This window comes from Streptomyces sp. NPDC002076 (genome assembly GCF_053593835.1).
In genome coordinates, this window is the sequence record NZ_JBSFDI010000007.1 from 311,627 (window position 1) to 330,879 (window position 19,253).

A 19,253-nucleotide genomic window follows, 5' to 3' on the forward strand; every position below is an offset into this window, starting at 1 on the left:
GTTGCAAGGGACGCTTCGGCGTCCCTTCTTTCTTGCCCCGCGCATCCTTTCACTGTCTTTAACGTACGGTGTGCCCTGCATGTTCAATGGTGAAACCGTGGGGTTGCGAGTGTTCGTGGAGTGAGATAGCGGCGCCCGGTAGAGTCCAGCGGCGTGCACCTCAAGGCCCTGACCCTCCGCGGGTTCAAGTCGTTCGCCTCGGCGACCACGCTCCGGTTCGAGCCGGGGATCACGTGTGTCGTCGGCCCGAACGGCTCGGGCAAGTCCAATGTCGTGGACGCGCTCAGCTGGGTCATGGGCGAACAGGGCGCCAAGTCGCTGCGCGGCGGCAAGATGGAGGACGTCATCTTCGCCGGCACCACCGGCCGCCCGCCGCTGGGCCGCGCCGAGGTGTCCCTGACCATCGACAACTCCGACGGCGCGCTGCCCATCGAGTACGCCGAGGTCACCATCACGCGGATCATGTTCCGCAACGGCGGCAGCGAGTACCAGATCAACGGCGACACCTGCCGCCTCCTGGACATCCAGGAACTCCTGTCCGACTCGGGCATCGGCCGCGAGATGCACGTCATCGTCGGCCAGGGTCAGCTCGACTCCGTCCTGCACGCCGACCCGATGGGCCGCCGCGCCTTCATCGAGGAGGCGGCCGGCGTCCTCAAGCACCGCAAGCGCAAGGAGAAGGCGCTGCGCAAGCTGGACGCGATGCAGGCCAACCTCGCGCGCGTGCAGGACCTGACCGACGAACTTCGCCGCCAGCTCAAGCCCCTGGGCCGCCAGGCGGCGGTCGCCCGCCGGGCCGCCGTCATCCAGGCGGACCTGCGCGACGCCCGCCTGCGCCTGCTGGCCGACGACCTCGTACGCCTCCGCGAGGCGCTGAAGGCCGAGATCGCGGACGAGGCGGCCCTGAAGGAACGCAAGGAGGCCGCCGAGCAGGACCTGAAGAAGGCCCTGCACCGCGAGGGCCTCCTGGAGGACGAGGTACGCCAGCTCACGCCCCGCCTGCAGCGCGCCCAGCAGACCTGGTACGAACTGTCCCAGCTGGCCGAACGCGTCCGCGGCACGATCTCGCTGGCCGACGCACGCGTGAAGAGCGCGACGTCCGCGCCCCCGGACGAGCGGCGCGGCCGCGACCCCGAGGACCTGGAGCGCGAGGCCGCCCGGATCCGTGAGCAGGAGGCCGAGCTGGAGGCGGCCCTGGACGCGGCCCAGCACGCCCTCGACGACACGGTCGCCCACCGCGCCGAACTGGAACGGGAGCTGGCCTTCGAGGAACGCCGGCTGAAGGACGTCGCCCGCGCCATCGCCGACCGCCGCGAGGGCCTGGCCCGCCTGTCCGGCCAGGTCAACGCGGCCCGCTCCCGCGCGGCCTCCGCCCAGGCCGAGATCGACCGCCTGGCCACGGCCCGCGACGAGGCACAGGAACGCGCGATGCGTGCCCAGGAGGAGTACGAGGCCCTGCAGGCCGAGGTCGACGGCCTCGACGCCGACGACGCGGACCTGGCCGAACAGCACGAGGCGGCCAAACGGCAGCTCACCGAGGCCGAAGCCGCCCTGAGCGCGGCCCGCGAGGCCCTCACCACCACCGAACGCACCCGCGCCGCGACCCAGGCCCGCCACGAGGCGCTGGCCCTGGGCCTGCGCCGCAAGGACGGCACCGGCATACTCCTCGGCGCCCGAGACCGCCTCACCGGAGTCCTGGGCCCCGCGGCGGAACTCCTCACGGTCACCCCCGGCTACGAGATCCCCCTGGCAGCGGCCTTCGGCGCGGCAGCGGACGCGATCGCCGTATCGACCCCGGCGGCGGCGGCCGACGCGATCCGAATGCTCCGCAAGCAGGACGGCGGCCGGGCGGCACTGCTGCTGGCGGGACCCATGGAGCCGGCCTCAGGAGACGCACCCCAAGGGGGCACGGGGCAGCATCGACATGCGGCTCCGCCGCAGGGCGGGACCGGCCACGACGAAGCCGCAGCCGCCGAACCGCCGACCGTGGCACCCCCGGGTGGGCGCCTCGCCGCAGACTTGGTCCGCGGCCCCGCCGACCTCATGCCCGCCGTCCACCGCCTCCTGCGAGGAATCGTCGTCGTCGGCACCCTGGAGGACGCCGAGGACGTCATCGGCACCCACCCGGAGCTGACCGCCGTCACCGCAGAAGGGGACCTCCTCGGCGCCCACTTCGCCCACGGCGGCTCCGCCGGCGCACCCAGCCTGCTGGAGGTGCAGGCCTCCGTGGACCAGGCCGCGGCCGAGCTGGCCGAGCTGGCGGTGCGCTGCGAGGCGCTGGCCCAGGAGCAGCGAACGGCGGCTGAACGGCGTGCCGAGGCCGCCGCCCTCGTGGAAGAGCTCGCTGAGCGGCGCCGGGCGGCGGACCGGGAGAAGTCGGCCGTCGCCCAGCAGCTCGGCCGGCTCGCCGGACAGGCGCGGGGTGCCGCAGGCGAGGCCGAGCGGTCGGCCGCGGCCGCCGCACGCGCGCAGGAGGCGCTGGAGAAGGCCGTACAGGAGGCCGAGGAGCTGGCCGAGCGGCTGGCGGTCGCCGAGGAGATGCCGGTCGAGGAGGAGCCGGACACCTCCGTACGCGACCGGCTCGCCGCCGACGGCGCCAACGCCCGGCAGACCGAGATGGAGGCCCGGCTCCAGGTCCGTACCCATGAGGAGCGGGTGAAGGGGCTCGCCGGGCGGGCCGACTCGCTCGACCGTGCCGCACACGCGGAACGCGAGGCACGCGCGCGTGCCGAGCAGCGCCGCGCCCGGCTGCGGCACGAGGCGGCCGTGGCGGAGGCCGTGGCCTCCGGCGCCCGGCAGCTGCTCGCGCACATCGAGGTGTCCCTCGCCCGGGCCGAGCAGGAGCGCACCGCCGCCGAGGCCGCCAAGGCGCGGCGCGAGCAGGAGCTGACCGCCGCGCGCACCGCCGGTCGGGAACTGAAGGCGGAACTCGACAAGTTGACCGACTCGGTGCACCGCGGCGAGGTGCTCGGCGCCGAGAAGCGGCTGCGCATAGAGCAGCTGGAGACCAAGGCGCTGGAGGAGCTGGGTGTCGAGCCGGAGGGGCTGGTGACCGAGTACGGCCCGCACCAGCTCGTGCCGCCCTCGCCCCCCGCCGACGGCGAGGTGCTGCCCGAGGACCCCGAGCACCCGCGCAACCAGCCCAAGCCCTTCCACCGGGCCGAACAGGAGCGCCGGCTCAAGGCCGCCGAGCGGGCCTACCAGCAGCTCGGCAAGGTCAACCCGCTGGCGCTGGAGGAGTTCGCGGCGCTGGAGGAGCGGCACAAGTTCCTCAGCGAGCAGCTGGAGGACCTGAAGAAGACCCGTGCCGACCTGCTGCAGGTGGTGAAGGAGGTCGACGAGCGCGTCGAGCAGGTCTTCACCGAGGCCTACCGGGACACCGCCCGCGAGTTCGAGGGCGTGTTCAGCAGGCTGTTCCCCGGTGGTGACGGCCGCCTGGTGCTGACCGACCCCGACAACATGCTGACCACCGGCGTGGACGTCGAGGCGCGCCCGCCGGGCAAGAAGGTCAAGCGGCTCTCCCTGCTCTCCGGCGGCGAGCGCTCGCTGACCGCGGTCGCGCTGCTGGTGTCGATCTTCAAGGCCCGGCCGAGCCCGTTCTATGTCATGGACGAGGTCGAGGCGGCGCTGGACGACACCAACCTCCAGCGGCTGATCCGGATCATGCAGGAGCTGCAGGAGACCTCGCAGCTGATCGTGATCACGCACCAGAAGCGCACGATGGAGGTCGCCGACGCGCTCTACGGCGTGTCGATGCAGGGTGACGGCGTCTCCAAGGTCATCTCCCAGCGCCTGCGGTAGCGCCGCGGTCAGCGCCGCCACTCAAGATCCACTCACTCAGCGTTCAAGAAATGAACACTGAGGCCTCGGACACATCGGAAAACTCACAGCTCCCGAACTATTGACTTCGAAACTTGAAGGCATAGTCTCTGCAACGTTGTTTTTACCTTCAGGTCTCACCTGTAAGGGCTCTACCCCCACCGGCAGCGTTGCCGTGGCCCGAGGAGATTTACGTGACCAGCACAACGCAGGCACCTCAGTCAGGAGCCAGGACGGCCCAACCCGAACATCTCGGGCACGTCATCTTCATCGCGGCGGCTGCCGCCATGGGCGGTTTCCTCTTCGGCTACGACAGCTCCGTGATCAACGGCGCGGTCGAGGCCATCCGGACCAAGTACGACATCGGCTCCGCGGCCCTCGCCCAGGTCATCGCGATCGCCCTGATCGGCTGCGCGGTCGGTGCCGCGACCGCCGGCCGCATAGCCGACCGGATCGGCCGTATCCGGGTCATGCAGATCGCCGCGCTTCTCTTCGTCGTGAGCGCCGTCGGCTCCGCGCTGCCCTTCTCCCTCTGGGACTTCGCCGTCTGGCGCGTCGTCGGCGGCTTCGCCATCGGCATGGCCTCCGTCATCGGCCCCGCCTACATCGCCGAGGTCGCCCCGCCCGCCTACCGCGGCCGCCTCGGCTCCTTCCAGCAGGCCGCGATCGTCGTCGGCATCGCCATCTCCCAGCTGGTCAACTGGGGCCTGCTCAACGCCGCCGGCGGCGACCAGCGCGGTCACCTGATGGGCCTGGAGGCCTGGCAGGTCATGCTCGGCGTCATGGTCGTCCCGGCCGTCCTCTACGGCATGCTCTCCTTCGCGATCCCCGAGTCCCCGCGCTTCCTGCTCTCCGTCGGCAAGCGTGAGCGCGCCAAGGAGATCCTCGCCGAGGTCGAGGGCAAGGACGTCGACCTGGACGCCCGCGTCGCCGAGATCGAGCACGCCATGACGAGCGAGCACAAGTCCACCTTCAAGGACCTGCTCGGCGGCGGCTTCTTCTTCAAGCCGATCGTCTGGGTCGGTATCGGCCTGTCGGTCTTCCAGCAGTTCGTCGGCATCAACGTCGCGTTCTACTACTCCTCGACGCTGTGGCAGTCGGTCGGTGTCGACCCGACGGACTCGTTCTTCTACTCCTTCACGACGTCGATCATCAACATCATCGGCACCGTGATCGCGATGATCTTCGTGGACCGCGTCGGCCGCAAGCCGCTCGCCCTCATCGGCTCGATCGGCATGGCCGTCGGCCTGGCGCTGGAGGCCTGGGCGTTCTCGTACCACCTCGTCGACGGCAGGCTCCCGAGCACCCAGGGCTGGGTCGCCCTGATCGCCGCCCACGTGTTCGTCCTCTTCTTCGCCCTGTCGTGGGGTGTGGTCGTCTGGGTCATGCTCGGCGAGATGTTCCCGAACAAGATCCGCGCCGCCGCCCTGGGCGTGGCCGCCGCGGCACAGTGGATCGCCAACTGGGCCATCACCGCGAGCTTCCCGTCGCTGGCCGACTGGAACCTCTCCGGCACCTACGTCATCTACACGGTCTTCGCCGCGCTCTCGATCCCGTTCGTCCTGAAGTTCGTCAAGGAGACGAAGGGCAAGGCGCTGGAGGAGATGGGCTGACCAGCCCCGTGAACTCGGGGAGAAGGGCCAAGTCCCCGCTGCCCCTCTCCTCGTACCTTCCGCCGCCCCCGGCCCGGCCACTGCCCGGTCCGGGGGCGGCGGTGTCGTACGCGCCGGTCACCAGATGAGAACGCGGGCGCCCAGTCGCTGGGCCCGTAGCGTCGCCGCCTCGATGTTGTCCAAGCGGCTCTCGATGCCGTACGGATGCTCCCCGAGCGTCGCGCAGATCATGTCCAGGTGGGTGGGCAACAGGGCGATCTCCTCCAGGAACCGGGGAAGCTCCTCGGCCGGGACCTCCATCCAGTCGCCGTCGAGCAGGGGAAGATAACGGGCGCCCAGCGAGCGCACCACCTCCGAGCCCCACACCTTCCACCGCCAGGACTCGAACCCGGCCGAGTCATTGCACCCCTCGGGCACCTCGAGCACGTCGAACTCGCCGTTCGGCCCGCGGACGACCACATCCACACTCAGACTCACGGTCCCAGTGGAGCACCACCGGACCCGCCCGGACCACCCGATATCGCCGCAGGTCAGTTGCCCAGTGCCGGAATCACCCGCTCCGCGAACAGCCGCAGGCTCCGCCGCCCCTCCTCCAGCGGCATCCCGCCCACCAGGGGATGCAGTACGAGGCTGTCGGCGCCCAGCGCCACGCACTCCTCCGGCGTGAGGATCCGGTACACGCCCTCCGCGCGCAGCTCCTCAACCGTCGTGGCCGCCGATCGCACCGCCGAGCGGATCCCGCCCGACTGCCAGGAGGCGTAGGTCCGCGCCTCGTGCAGGAAGTGCTCGCCGTACTCCGCCCACGTCCGGTCCGGGTCCTCGGCGATGTGCAGCAGGGGAGTCTCGGCCGCGGGCATCATGACCCAGCCCTCGGTGCCGTACTCGGTGAGCTGCTCCTTGTAGTAGGACTCCAGCTCCGGCAGGTGCGCGCTCGGGAAGAACGGCAGGCCGAGCCGGGCGGCCCGGCGGGCGGCGGCCTTGGAGGAGCCGCCGACCAGCAGGAGCGGGTGCGGGTCGGTGTACGGGCGCGGGGTGAGCCGCACCGTGCGGCCCCGGTACGCGAACTCCTCGCCGGACCACGCCCTCAGCAGGGTCTGCAGCAACTCGTCCTGCAGCCGCCCCCGGAGTTTCCAGTCGACGTCGAACAGGGCGTACTCCTCGGGCCGGTAGCCGATCCCGGCCACCGTCACCAGCCGTCCGCCGCTCAGCAGGTCCAGTACGGCGATCTCCTCGGCGAGCCGCAGCGGGTCGTGCAGCGGGCCGATCACCGCCGACACGGTGACCGCGATCCGGCGGGTCGCCCCGAACACCGCGCCCGCGAAGGCGAACGGCGACGGCAGCCAGTTGTTGTCGGCGCCGTGGTGCTCCTCGGTCTGCACGGTGCTGATCCCGTGCTCGTCCGCGTACGCGGCCATCTCCAGGGCGGCCCGGTAGCGGGCGGAGAGGGCGGCGGGGCCGGCGCCGGGAGCGACGAGGTTGAAACGGACGACCGTGACGGGCATGGGAAGTCCCCCTCCGGTGCGATGCGATGGAGGGGGACGTTAGCTGACGGAGCGTCAGATGGCCATGGGGGAGAGGAGGTAGGGTCGCGGGATGAGCGAAGCCGTACCCACGGATCCGCGGGCCGAGGCAGGGCGTGGCCGGGTCGCGCTGTGGCTGGACCCGGACGAACTGCGGTGGCCGGCCGGCCACTGCTGCTGCCCCGCCGACGCCGACCAGGAGACCCGGGACCGCTGCTCCCGTCTCCGCTTCCGGGCGAGTGCCGCCCTGCACAAGAGCGGCCTGCCCGGCTGAGGCCCGTCACACGGAGGCGGTCGCGCGCTCCTCGGCCGGCTCGGCGACCTCGGCCGGCTCGACGGCCTGCGCCGGCTTCGTCACCGCCGGCTTCGGCAGCGCCAGGTACAGCAGGCCCGAGATCACGATCGTGGCGACCCAGCCGAGGCCGTACTCGCCGATGACGTTGTTCTTCGCGAGCGGACCGGTGAACCAGTCCGAGGTCGTGAACATCAGGCCCGACACCAGGCCGATCGCCCACGCGGCCACCGCCGCGGGGGAGAAGCCGCCCTTGTACCAGTAGGCGCTGGTGCGGGTCGTGTCCGTCATGGCGCGGCCGTCGTACTCGGTGCGGCGCAGCATGTCCGCGCCGAAGACACCGACCCAGGCGGAGAAGGCGACCGCCAGCAGCGACAGGAAGGCGATGAACGAGCCCATGAAGCTCGTCGCCACCAGCATCAGCACACCACCGAAGACCAGCGAGATCACGGCGTTCACCGAGACCGCCCAGTGCCTCGGCACCCTGATGCCGAGGGTCTGCGCGGTGAAGCCCGCCGAGTACATCGACATCGAGTTGATCAGCAGCATGCCGATCAGCGCGATGAACAGGTACGGCACCGCGATCCACGTCGGCAGGATCTCCCCGAGGAAGGACACCGGGTCGGTGGCCGAGGCCAGGTCCGGCGTGGACACCGCCATCACCGCGCCCATCAGGACCATGGGCAGCACGACGATGCCGGCACCGCCGACCGCCGTACCGACGATCGCCTTCGAAGACGCCGTACGCGGCAGGTAGCGGGTGAAGTCCGGCGCCGTCGGGATCCAGCTGACACCGCCCGCCGCGATCATGCCGACCCCGGTGATCACCGCGGCCGTGGAGCCGCCACCGTGGTGCAGCACCTTCGACCAGTCGGTGTTCGCCACGAGATAGACCAGGACCAGCACCGAGAAGACGCCGAAGAGATAGGTGGCGTACTTGTTGCACTTCTGCACGGCGTTGATGCCGAGGCCCGAGATCGCGAAGGTCGCCACGACGAACACCAGCAGCATCACCATGTCCAGCACGCTGTTCGTCTTGATGCCGAACAGGATGTCCAGGATGGTGAGCATCGCGTAGGCGCCGGTGACCGCGTTGATCGTCTCCCAGCCCCAGCGTGCGACCCAGATCAGCGAACCGGGCAGCAGATTGCCGCGCTGGCCGAAGACCGCGCGCGAGAGTGCCATGCCGGGCGCGCCGCCGCGCTTGCCGGCGATACCGATCAGACCGACCAGGCCGTACGAAACGACCGGCGCCGCCACCGCGACGACGAGCGCCTGCCAGATGTTCAGGTGGTACGCCACGACGAGGCTCGCGCCCATCGTCAGCAGCAGCACGCTGATGTTGGCGCCGACCCAGGTGGGGAACAGCTCACGGGTCTTCGCGGTGCGCTCGTGATCGGGGACCTGCTCGATACCTCGGGTCTCGAGAGCGCCTTCGGTCTCGACGGTTTTGCTCATGAAAAAGGGGCACCAGACGTGGGGGGACAGGGACGGTCGGGACTCTACGCGCGTCGACCGAGTCGCCACCATCGTACTTTGCTCCGAGTCCTACTAATAAGTGGCGTTTGTCTCTCGGAGGAAGCCACAAACCGGCTCCTGCGGCGAGGGCGTGTCACGGCCCACCGTATGAACCGTGACACGCCCTGGGGACGCTGCTCCGCGTACCCGAACGATCCTGATACTGGACCCGTTGTGACTCCGCCCATGTGGGCTTCCGGCCGACGCGAGGTCGGACCGCGGGCCAGCCCGGCCCGGCGGGCCAGTGGCCCCTGCGCGTACAACGAACGGCCCGATCGGGGGTCACGCATACTGGCCTTGTTATGGAAACCGTCATCCTTGCTGTAGTCATCGCCGTGGTCGTGCTCGCGGCACTCGGCGGGCTGGTGGTGGGCACCCGGCGCAAGAAGCCGCTGCCTCCGCCCCCTCCGAAGACGCCCGACATCACCGCGCCCCCGGCCGAGCCGCACATCGGCGAAGAGGCCGAGACGCCGCGCGAAGAACCGCGCCGGACCATCGAGGAGGTGGATCTCCCCGGCGGCCCCGCACCGGTCGTCGTGGAGGAGCCTCCCGCTGTCGCGGCTCCCGAGATCGAGATCCCGGAGCCCACCGCGGGCCGGCTGATCCGGCTGCGCGCCCGCCTTTCCCGTTCCCAGACCGCCCTCGGCAAGGGCCTGCTCACGCTGCTCTCGCGCGAGCACCTGGACGACGAGACCTGGGAGGAGATCGAGGACACGCTGCTCACCGCCGACGTCGGCGTGCAGCCCACCCAGGAGCTGGTCGAGAGCCTGCGCGAGCGCGTGAAGGTGCTCGGTACCCGCACCCCCGAGGAGCTGCGCGGCCTGCTGCGCGAGGAGCTGCTCAAGGTCGTCGGCACGGAGTTCGACCGCACGGTCAAGACCGAGCCCGCGGACCGCAAGCCCGGCATCGTGATGGTCGTCGGCGTCAACGGCACCGGCAAGACCACCACCACCGGCAAGCTCGCGCGCGTGCTCGTCGCGGACGGCCGTACGGTCGTGCTCGGCGCCGCCGACACCTTCCGTGCCGCCGCCGCCGACCAGCTCCAGACGTGGGGCGAGCGCGTCGGGGCCTACACCGTGCGCGGCCCGGAGGCCGGCGACCCCGCCTCCGTCGCCTTCGACGCGGTCAAGGAAGGCAAGGAGATGGGGGTCGACGTCGTCCTCATCGACACCGCCGGCCGCCTGCACACCAAGACCGGCCTCATGGACGAGCTCGGCAAGGTCAAGCGGGTCGTGGAGAAGCACGCGCCACTGGACGAGGTGCTGCTCGTCCTGGACGCCACCACCGGCCAGAACGGCCTCGTGCAGGCCCGCGTCTTCGCGGAGGTCGTGGACATCACCGGCATCGTGCTGACCAAGTTGGACGGCACGGCCAAGGGCGGCATCGTCGTCGCGGTCCAGCGCGAGCTGGGCGTGCCGGTCAAGCTGGTCGGCCTCGGCGAGGGCGCGGACGATCTCGCGCCGTTCGAGCCGGAGGCGTTCGTGGACGCGCTGATCGGGGACTGACTGGTCACCGAACCCGGCAGCTGACAGGAAGCGCCCGCCCCAAGGTGCAGTTGGGTCGGGCGCTGCTGCTTTTGCGCCAACCGGCGCCGCCTTCGCGGACGCGGTTGCTCGCCGTCGTGGTGCCTCAATTGATGGTTGCTGCGGTCGGGGGCCGGGGAGGACTACGTTCGCGCCCGCGACCGCACCGGGCCGAGGCCGAGCTGGAGGCGTTCGTGGACGGTACGACCGGTCTACGCCCGCGCCCGCGACCGGTGTGCCACGTACGCCAGCGTGCCCAGCAGCAGGCGGGCCGCCGGAGGGCGGGTCGCCGAGTCCAGTGCGGGTGGGCGCAGCCAGCGGACCGGTCCCAGGCCGCCCCGGTCGGAGGGGGGCGCGGTGATGTGCGTGCCGGGGCCGAGGCCGCGCAGGTCCAGGGCCGAGGGGTCGTCCCAGCCCATGCGGTACAGCAGCCGGGGGAGCTCCGCGGCGGCGCCGGGCGCGACGAAGAAGTGGGCGCGGCCGTCAGGGGTCGCGGTCACCGGACCGAGGGGGAGCCCCATCCGCTCCAGGCGGGCCAGGGCGCGGCGCCCGGCGGCCTCGGAGACCTCGACGACGTCGAACGCCCGGCCCACCGGAAGCATCGCCGCGGCACCCGGGAACTCCGACCAGGCCTTGCTCACCTCGTCCAGCGTGGCCCCGGCCGGCACCTGGGGCGCGAAGTCCAGCGGATGCGCGCCCGGCGCCGGGCAGTCGGCGTGTCCGCACGAGCAGACGCCCGCCGCGGCCCGCGCTCCCGGCACCACGTCCCAGCCCCACAACCCGGTGAACTCGGCGACAGCGGTGCACTCCGACGAACGGCCGCGCCGGCGCGTGCCGGAGCGGATCTCGCGAATGCCGCCGATCGTGAAGCCCATGCCCCCTCCAACGGGTCCAGCGCGCCGGTGGTTACGACACGGAACGAGACGGAAGCGGAACGTAACGCTACGGCTCCGCCTTCCCCGGTCGGCGCGCGGACAAGGCGGCGCCTTGAGGTGCAACGGGTGGCGCATCGGGGTGTTCGCGCCCCCGCGCGCTTCACTTCGCCCACTTCCGGCCGTCCTATGTCAAGTGAATCGCGTACGGCCGACCGTGAGTTCATTCGAAGGGGTGGCGAATGGTGGCGTTTCCGGGATCCCGGTGGTTGAGCGGGTGATCGTAGGATTACTGTGAGTGCGCGAGTCCGGTCGGCATATGCATGGATGGGTATGCCGGAGGCGAGTCGCCAGCTCGTTCGAAGGGTGAGAACCGGCGGACAAGAGGCCGTATTTACCGGCATTCTGATAAGGCTTGGCGCACTCGACGACAAGTGGTCTCAGGGATGGGGGCGTTCCAGTGAGCGGCAACGGCGGTAGTGGAGCGAACGCTGACAGGCGCCCCAATGAGCTGCTCGGCTCGTGGTTCGTGCGCAGCGGCTGGTCCAAGGGCGAGCTGGCCCGCCAGGTGAACCGCCGGGCACGCCAGCTGGGCGCCAACCACATCTCCACCGACACCTCGCGCGTGCGCCGCTGGCTGGACGGGGAGAACCCGCGCGAGCCGATCCCGCGCATCCTCTCGGAGCTGTTCTCCGAACGCTTCGGCTGTGTGGTCTCCATCGAGGACCTCGGCCTGCGCGCCGCCCGCCAGTCGCCCTCCGCGTCCGGAGTCGACCTGCCCTGGACGGCCCCGCAGACGGTCGCCCTGCTCGGCGAGTTCTCGCGCAGCGACCTGATGCTGGCCCGGCGCGGCTTCCTCGGCACCTCGCTGGCGCTGTCCGCCGGCCCCTCCCTCATCGAGCCCATGCAGCGCTGGCTCGTCCCGAGTCCCGGGTCCCCGGTCGCCGTCGAGCCGGAGCCCGTCCTCGACTCCCGCAGGCCCGGCCGGCTGTCCAAGCCGGAGCTGGACCTGCTGGAGTCCACCACGCGCATGTTCCGCCAGTGGGACGCCCAGTGCGGCGGCGGCCTGCGCCGCAAGGCGGTCGTCGGCCAGCTGCACGAGGTCACCGACCTGCTCCAGGAACCCCAGTCCGAGGCCACCACCCGCAAGCTCTTCAAGGTCGCCGCCGAACTCGCCGAACTGGCCGGCTGGATGTCGTACGACGTGGGACTCCAGCCCACCGCGCAGAAGTACTTCGTCCTCGCCCTGCACGCGGCCAAGGAGGCCGGCGACAAGCCCCTCGGCTCGTACATCCTCTCCAGTATGAGCCGCCAGATGATCCACCTCGGCCGGCCCGACGACGCCCTGGAGCTGATCCACCTCGCCCAGTACGGCAGCCGGGACTGCGCGAGCCCGCGCACCCAGTCCATGCTGTATGCGATGGAGGCCCGCGCGTACGCCAACATGGGCCAGCCCGGCAAGACCAAGCGCGCGGTCCGCATGGCCGAGGACACCTTCGCCGAGGCCGACGAGTGGGACGAGCCGGACCCGGACTGGATCCGCTTCTTCTCCGAGGCCGAGCTGTACGGCGAGAACTCCCACTCCTTCCGCGACCTCGCCTACGTCGCCGGACGCAGCCCCGCCTACGCCTCCCTCGCCGAGCCGCTGATGCGGAAGGCGGTGGAGAAGTTCGCGGAGGACGGCGAGCACCAGCGGTCGTACGCGCTGAACCTGATCGGCATGGCCACCGTGCACCTGCTCCAGCGCGAGCCCGAGCGGAGCACCGACTATGCCGCCCAGGCCATGGAGATCGCCAAGAAGGTCCGCTCCGAGCGTGTGAACACTCGTATTCGAAAGACGGTCGACACGGCCGTACGGGACTACGGCGATCTCGCCGTCGTCGTCGACCTCACCGATCAGCTCGCCGCCGACCTGCCGGAAACCGCCGAAGCGGTCTGACACACCCGGCTCCCCCGCCCCGGCCGCGGCCGGTCCTCCCGAATTGCCCGACTCGGCTCCCCCACGCCAGGTCATCGGAGAGGCCCTGCCGCGGCCGGCCTGTGTCACGGCGGGTCCGCCGGCGATGGTTGCGTCACGATAACGATCGGCAAGCCGCGAATCCGGCGGTTCATCCAGGCGTAACAAGCAGGGCGCCTTCGTCACCCCGGCGAAACAACGAGGGGCTTCCACCGAAACCGCCCTGCGCCAATCTCATGGCGCATAACCGGCCCACACCCCACGACCCGCCGGACCGCTCAGGCACCGCCCGCACGGGGCCGTACCAACCGACGAGGAGACGCCGATGGCTCCAGCCATCATGCTTGCGGCGGACGCACCCAAGCTGTCGTCCGCCAACACAGGCTTCATGCTGATCGCTTCCGCCCTGGTGCTGATCATGACGCCGGGTCTTGCCTTCTTCTACGGGGGCATGGTCCGCGTCAAGAGCACCCTGAACATGCTGATGATGAGCTTCATCAGCATGGGCATCGTCACCATTCTGTGGGTGCTCTACGGCTTCTCCCTCGCCTTCGGCACGAACAACGGCCTCATCGGCTGGGACTCCGACTGGTTCGGCCTGCGCAAGATCGGTCTGACGGAACTCTGGCCCGGCTACACCATCCCGATCTTCGTGTTCATGGTCTTCCAGATGATGTTCGCGATCATCACCCCGGCCCTGATAAGCGGCGCCCTCGCGGACCGCGTCAAGTTCTCGGCCTGGTCGCTCTTCATCGCCCTGTGGCTCACGCTCGTCTACGTTCCGGTCGCCCACTGGGTCTGGGGCGCCGACGGCTGGGCCTACAAGCTCGGCGTGATCGACTTCGCGGGTGGTACGGCGGTCCACATCAACGCGGGTGCGGGGGCGCTCGGTGTCATCCTCGTCATCGGCAAGCGCGTCGGCTTCAAGAAGGACCCGATGCGCCCGCACAGCCTGCCGCTGGTCATGCTCGGTGCCGGGCTCCTGTGGTTCGGCTGGTTCGGCTTCAACGCGGGCTCCTGGCTCGGCAACGACGACGGCGTCGGCGCGCTGATGTTCGTCAACACGCAGGTCGCCACCGCCGCCGCCATGCTGGCCTGGCTCGCCTACGAGAAGATCCGGCACGGCGCGTTCACCACGCTGGGCGCCGCCTCCGGCGCGGTCGCCGGCCTGGTCGCGATCACCCCGTCCGGCGGCGCGGTCTCCCCGCTCGGCGCGATCGCTGTCGGCGCCATCGCCGGTGTCGCCTGCGCCGCGGCCGTGGGCCTGAAGTTCAGGTTCGGCTACGACGACTCCCTCGACGTCGTCGGCGTCCACATGGTCGGCGGCATCATCGGCTCCCTGCTGATCGGCTTCTTCGCCACCGGCAAGGGCCAGTCCACCGCGACCGGTGTCTTCTACGGCGACCACTCCTTCACCCAGCTGTGGAAGCAGTGCGCCGGTGTCGGCGCGGTCCTCGCGTACTCGCTGATCGTCTCCGCGGTCCTCGCCTTCCTGCTCGACAAGACGATCGGCATGCGGGTCACCGAGGACGAGGAGATCTCGGGCATCGACCAGGCCGAGCACGCCGAGACCGCCTACGACTTCAGCGGCGCCGGCGGCGGTGTCATCGGCTCCGTCGCCCACGCCCCGTCCCTGGCCGCCACGCAGACCAAGAAGGTGGACGCATGAAGCTCATCACCGCCGTCGTCAAGCCCCACCGGCTGGATGAGATCAAGGAGGCCCTGCAGGCCTTCGGCGTGCACGGCCTGACGGTCACCGAGGCCAGCGGTTACGGTCGTCAGCGGGGCCACACCGAGGTCTACCGCGGTGCCGAGTACACCGTCGACCTTGTCCCGAAGATCCGCATAGAGGTCCTGGCCGAGGACGACGACGCCGAGCAGCTGATCGAGGTCATCGTCAAGGCGGCCCGCACCGGCAAGATCGGTGACGGCAAGGTCTGGTCCCTGCCGGTCGAGACGGCCGTACGGGTCCGCACCGGCGAGCGCGGTCCGGACGCGCTCTGACCTCAACTGTCGAGAACGGGAGTCGCTGGGTGACGGGAACGGACGAGCGGATGGCAGAGGACTCGGGACCCAGCGGCTACGCGGCGGCCCGGCTGCGCCTCCTCACCGAGGGGGCGCGGTCCGGGCCGCCGCGCCGTGCCGCCCTCGCGGAACTGACCGACGACTGGCTCGCCGGGCTGTTCAAGGCGGCCGCCGAGGGATTCCCGGGCGCCTGTCTGGTCGCCGTCGGCGGCTACGGCCGCGGGGAGCTGTCCCCGCGCAGCGACCTCGATCTGCTCCTGCTGCACGACGGCAGTGACCCCAAGGCGGTCGCCGCGCTGGCCGACCGCCTGTGGTATCCGATCTGGGACCTGGGCCTCGCCCTCGACCACTCCGTGCGCACCCCGGCGGAGGCCCGCAGGACCGCCGGGGAGGATTTGAAAGTCCAACTCGGCCTCCTGGACGCCCGCCACCTGGCCGGCGACATGGGTCTCACCGCCGGCCTGCGTACGGCCGTCCTCGCCGACTGGCGCAACCAGGCGCCCAAACGCCTCCCCGAACTCCAGGAACTCTGCGCCGAGCGCGCCGAGCGCCAGGGCGAGCTGCAGTACCTGCTGGAACCCGACCTCAAGGAGGCCCGCGGCGGCCTGCGGGACGCCACCGCCCTGCGCGCCGTGGCCGCCTCCTGGCTCGCCGACGCCCCGCGCGAGGGCCTCGCGGACGCCCGCCGGCGGCTGCTCGACGTACGGGACGCGCTGCACCTGGCCACCGGCCGGGCCACCGACCGGCTCGCGCTCCAGGAGCAGGACCAGGTCGCGGCCGAGCTGGGCCTGCTGGACGCGGACACCCTGCTGCGGCAGGTCTACGAGGCGGCGCGGGTCATCTCGTACGCCAGCGACGTCACCTGGCGCGAGGTGGGGCGCGTGCTGCGCTCGCGTGCCGTCCGTCCCCGCCTGCGCGCCATGCTCGGCGGCGGCAAGCCGGTGACGGAACGGTCGCCGCTGGCCGAGGGCGTGGTGGAGCAGGACGGCGAGGTAGTGCTCGCCCGCGCCGCACGCCCCGAACGCGACCCCGTGCTCCCCCTGCGCGCCGCGGCCGCCGCAGCGCAGGCCGGCCTCCCGCTCTCCCTGCACGCCGTACGGCGCATGGCCGCCACAGCGCGCCCCCTGCCCACGCCCTGGCCCGCCGAGGCCCGTGAGCAGCTGGTGACGCTGCTCGGCTCCGGCCGGCCGACCGTCGACGTCTGGGAGGCACTGGAGGCGGAGGGCCTGATCAGCCGCCTGCTGCCGGACTGGGAACGGGTCCGCTGCCGCCCGCAGCGCAACGCCGTCCATATCTGGACGGTCGACCGGCACCTGATCGAGACGGCCGTGCGTGCCTCCGAACTGACCCGCCGCGTCAGCCGCCCCGACCTGCTCCTGGTCGCCGCCCTGCTGCACGACATCGGCAAGGGCTGGCCCGGCGACCACTCGGTGGCCGGCGAGATCATCGCCAAGGACGTGGCGGCCCGGATCGGCTTCGACCGCGCGGACGTGGACGTGCTGTCCGCCCTGGTCCGCCATCACCTGCTGCTGATCGAGACGGCCACCCGCCGCGACCTGGACGACCCGGCCACGGTCCGCTCGGTCGCCGAGGCGGTCGGCACCCAGAGCACCCTGGAGCTGCTGCACGCCCTGACCGAGGCCGACGCCCTCGCCACCGGCCCCGCGGCCTGGTCCTCCTGGCGCGGCTCCCTCGTCGCCGACCTGGTCCGGCGGGTCTCCGCGGTGCTCGCCGGCGACGCCTCCGACGAGCCTGAGCCCGCGGCGCCCACGGCCGAGCACGAACGGCTGGCGATCGAGGCGTACCGCACGGGCGGCCCGGTGCTCGCACTGCGCGCCCAGCGGGAACCGGTCACCGAGGAGGAGTCCGCCCAGGAACCCCTCGGCGTCGAGCTGATCATCGCCGTACCCGACCAGCCCGCCGTCCTGCCCGCCGTCGCCGGTGTCCTCGCCGTGCACCGGCTCACCGTCCGCACGGCCGAGCTGCGCGCCCTGCGCCTGCCCGACGACGTCGACGACGGCTCGGTACTGCTGCTCAACTGGCGGGTCGCCGCCGAGTACGGCTCCCTGCCGCAGGCCACCCGGCTGCGCGCCGACCTCGTCCGCGCCCTGGATGCCACCCTGGACATCGCCGGCCGGCTCGCCGAACGGGACGCGGCCTATCCGAGGCGCCGCGGCTGGGTGGCCCCGCCGCCGAGGGTGACCGTCGCTCCGGCGGCCTCCCGCCACGCCACGGTGATCGAGGTCCGCGCCCAGGACGCCCCGGGCCTGCTGTACCGGATCGGGATGGCCCTGGAGAAGGCGGGGGTGCGGGTGCGGAGCATGCATGTGTCGACGCTGGGTTCCAACGCGGTGGACGCCTTCTACGTCACGACCGGCGCGGGCGAGCCGCTGCCGGGAGCGGACGCCGGGTCGCTGGCACGGGTCCTGGAGGAGACACTGCGGGCGTGACCGTGTGTCCCCGGTCGCGAACAGAGCGGGCGGGGACGATTTGCTTGCGGGGCCGGATACCCTGGAGGGCAGCCCGAACTGACTCCGACCTCGAGGACCGACGCCACCGTGTTCGACACCCTCTCCGACCGCCTCAGCGCGACTTTCAAGAATCTCCGCGGCAAGGGGCGCCTCAGCGAGGCGGACATCGACGCCACGGCGCGCGAGATCCGTATCGCGCTCCTCGAAGCGGACGTCGCCCTCCCGGTCGTCCGGACCTTCATCAAGAACGTCAAGGAGCGGGCGCTCGGCGCCGAGGTCTCCAAGGCGCTGAACCCGGCCCAGCAGGTTCTGAAGATCGTCAACGACGAGCTCGTCACCATCCTCGGCGGCGAGACCCGGCGGCTGCGCTTCGCCAAGCAGCCGCCCACCGTGATCATGCTGGCGGGTCTGCAGGGTGCCGGTAAGACCACCCTCGCGGGCAAGCTCGCCAAGTGGCTCAAGGAGCAGGGCCACTCGCCGCTGCTGGTCGCCGCCGACCTCCAGCGCCCGAACGCCGTCAACCAGCTGAGCGTGGTCGCCGAGCGCGCCGGCGTCGCCGTCTACGCGCCGGAGCCGGGCAACGGCATCGGTGACCCGGTCAAGGTCGCCAAGGAATCCATCGACTTCGCGAAGTCCAAGGTCCACGACATCGTGATCGTGGACACCGCCGGCCGCCTCGGTATCGACGCCGAGATGATGCAGCAGGCCGCGGACATCCGAGACGCCGTCTCCCCGGACGAGATCCTTTTCGTCGTCGACGCGATGATCGGTCAGGACGCCGTCAACACCGCCGAGGCCTTCCGCGACGGCGTCGGCTTCGACGGCGTGGTGCTCTCCAAGCTCGACGGTGACGCCCGCGGTGGTGCCGCCCTGTCGATCCGGCAGATCACCGGCAAGCCGATCATGTTCGCGTCGAACGGCGAGAAGCTCGACGACTTCGACGCCTTCCACCCGGACCGGATGGCCTCCCGCATCCTCGACCTGGGTGACCTGCTCACCCTGATCGAGCAGGCGGAGAAGACCTTCAGCCAGGAAGAGGCCGCCAAGATGGCCTCGAAGCTGGCGTCCAAGAAGGGCCAGGACTTCACCCTGGACGACTTCCTGGCCCAGATGGAGCAGGTCCGGAAGATGGGCAGCATCAGCAAGCTGCTCGGCATGCTCCCGGGCATGGGCCAGATCAAGGACCAGATCCAGAACATCGACGAGCGGGACGTCGACCGCACCGCCGCGATCATCAAGTCGATGACCCCGGGCGAGCGCCAGGACCCGACGATCATCAACGGCTCCCGCCGCGCCCGTATCGCCAAGGGTTCGGGTGTCGAGGTCGGCGCGGTGAAGAACCTGGTCGAGCGGTTCTTCGAGGCCCGCAAGATGATGTCCCGCATGGCCCAGGGCGGCGGCATGCCGGGCATGCCGGGGATCCCGGGCATGGGCGGCGGCCCCGGCCGGCAGAAGAAGCAGCAGAAGAAGGCCAAGGGCAAGCAGCGCTCCGGCAACCCGATGAAGCGCAGGCAGCAGGAGCTGGAGGAGGCCCAGCGCCGCGAGGCCGCCGCACAGGGCGGCGCCTTCGGGCTGCCGCAGCAGGGCGGTCAGGACTTCGAGCTGCCGGACGAGTTCAAGAAGTTCATGGGCTGAGTCCCGAG

General features: G+C 71.1%; 13 protein-coding genes. 9 read left to right on the forward strand and 4 right to left on the reverse strand.

Annotation, left to right across the window (positions count from 1 at the left end):
* Positions 1–153: 153 nt before the first annotated feature.
* Positions 154–3,801, forward strand: coding sequence for an AAA family ATPase (locus ACWCQS_RS18030; RefSeq protein WP_451005298.1), 3,648 nt, complete (start codon positions 154–156; stop codon positions 3,799–3,801).
* A 212-nt stretch (positions 3,802–4,013) separates the two neighbouring features.
* A complete protein-coding gene (locus tag ACWCQS_RS18035; protein ID WP_451005299.1) occupies positions 4,014–5,432 on the forward strand; it encodes a sugar porter family MFS transporter in 1,419 nt (472 codons plus the stop codon).
* Between the two features lie 117 nt (positions 5,433–5,549).
* Here ACWCQS_RS18035 and ACWCQS_RS18040 read toward each other — a convergent pair whose 3' ends face one another.
* Both ACWCQS_RS18040 and ACWCQS_RS18045 read right to left on the reverse strand, forming a co-directional pair.
* Positions 5,550–5,909, reverse strand: a complete 360-nt coding sequence (locus ACWCQS_RS18040; RefSeq protein WP_451005300.1) for a hypothetical protein — start codon at positions 5,907–5,909, stop codon at positions 5,550–5,552.
* A 53-nt stretch (positions 5,910–5,962) separates the two neighbouring features.
* The gene (locus ACWCQS_RS18045) at positions 5,963–6,934 is read right to left on the reverse strand and encodes an LLM class flavin-dependent oxidoreductase (RefSeq protein ID WP_451005301.1); all 972 of its coding nucleotides are present in this window, start codon (positions 6,932–6,934) and stop codon (positions 5,963–5,965) included.
* Between the two features lie 91 nt (positions 6,935–7,025).
* On the opposite strand from ACWCQS_RS18045, the gene ACWCQS_RS18050 reads away from it, so the two are divergent.
* On the forward strand, positions 7,026–7,226 hold the full coding sequence (locus tag ACWCQS_RS18050) for a hypothetical protein (RefSeq protein WP_451005302.1): 201 nt from the start codon (positions 7,026–7,028) through the stop codon (positions 7,224–7,226).
* Between the two features lie 6 nt (positions 7,227–7,232).
* On the opposite strand, the gene ACWCQS_RS18055 is transcribed toward ACWCQS_RS18050, so the two are convergent.
* Positions 7,233–8,702 (reverse strand): cytosine permease, encoded by a 1,470-nt coding sequence (locus ACWCQS_RS18055; protein WP_451005303.1) that lies wholly within the window; start codon positions 8,700–8,702, stop codon positions 7,233–7,235.
* 362 nt (positions 8,703–9,064) lie between these two features.
* Between ACWCQS_RS18055 and ftsY the strand changes: the two genes are divergently transcribed.
* Positions 9,065–10,267: a signal recognition particle-docking protein FtsY gene (ftsY, locus tag ACWCQS_RS18060; protein WP_451005304.1), complete on the forward strand. Its 1,203-nt coding sequence runs from the start codon at positions 9,065–9,067 to the stop codon at positions 10,265–10,267.
* A gap of 230 nt (positions 10,268–10,497) precedes the next feature.
* Here the strand turns inward: ftsY and ACWCQS_RS18065 are convergent, their stop codons facing one another.
* On the reverse strand, positions 10,498–11,160 hold the full coding sequence (locus ACWCQS_RS18065; protein ID WP_451005305.1) for a bifunctional DNA primase/polymerase: 663 nt from the start codon (positions 11,158–11,160) through the stop codon (positions 10,498–10,500).
* Between the two features lie 457 nt (positions 11,161–11,617).
* Between ACWCQS_RS18065 and nsdA the strand changes: the two genes are divergently transcribed.
* The 5 genes from nsdA (at position 11,618) to ffh (ending at position 19,245) form a co-directional block, all read left to right on the forward strand.
* Positions 11,618–13,096 carry a transcriptional repressor NsdA gene (gene nsdA, locus ACWCQS_RS18070; protein ID WP_451005306.1) on the forward strand — a complete coding sequence of 493 codons (1,479 nt, stop codon included), beginning with the start codon at positions 11,618–11,620 and terminating at the stop codon, positions 13,094–13,096.
* Positions 13,097–13,439: 343 nt separating this feature from the next.
* A complete protein-coding gene (locus ACWCQS_RS18075; RefSeq protein ID WP_451005307.1) occupies positions 13,440–14,783 on the forward strand; it encodes an ammonium transporter in 1,344 nt (447 codons plus the stop codon).
* On the forward strand, positions 14,780–15,118 hold the full coding sequence (locus ACWCQS_RS18080; RefSeq protein ID WP_030990174.1) for a P-II family nitrogen regulator: 339 nt from the start codon (positions 14,780–14,782) through the stop codon (positions 15,116–15,118). The genes ACWCQS_RS18075 and ACWCQS_RS18080 overlap by 4 nt, the downstream gene beginning before the upstream one ends.
* A 29-nt stretch (positions 15,119–15,147) precedes the next feature.
* On the forward strand, positions 15,148–17,589 hold the full coding sequence (locus ACWCQS_RS18085; RefSeq protein ID WP_451005308.1) for a [protein-PII] uridylyltransferase: 2,442 nt from the start codon (positions 15,148–15,150) through the stop codon (positions 17,587–17,589).
* A 108-nt stretch (positions 17,590–17,697) separates the two neighbouring features.
* Positions 17,698–19,245 (forward strand): signal recognition particle protein, encoded by a 1,548-nt coding sequence (ffh, locus tag ACWCQS_RS18090; protein ID WP_451005309.1) that lies wholly within the window; start codon positions 17,698–17,700, stop codon positions 19,243–19,245.
* Positions 19,246–19,253 lie beyond the last annotated feature (8 nt).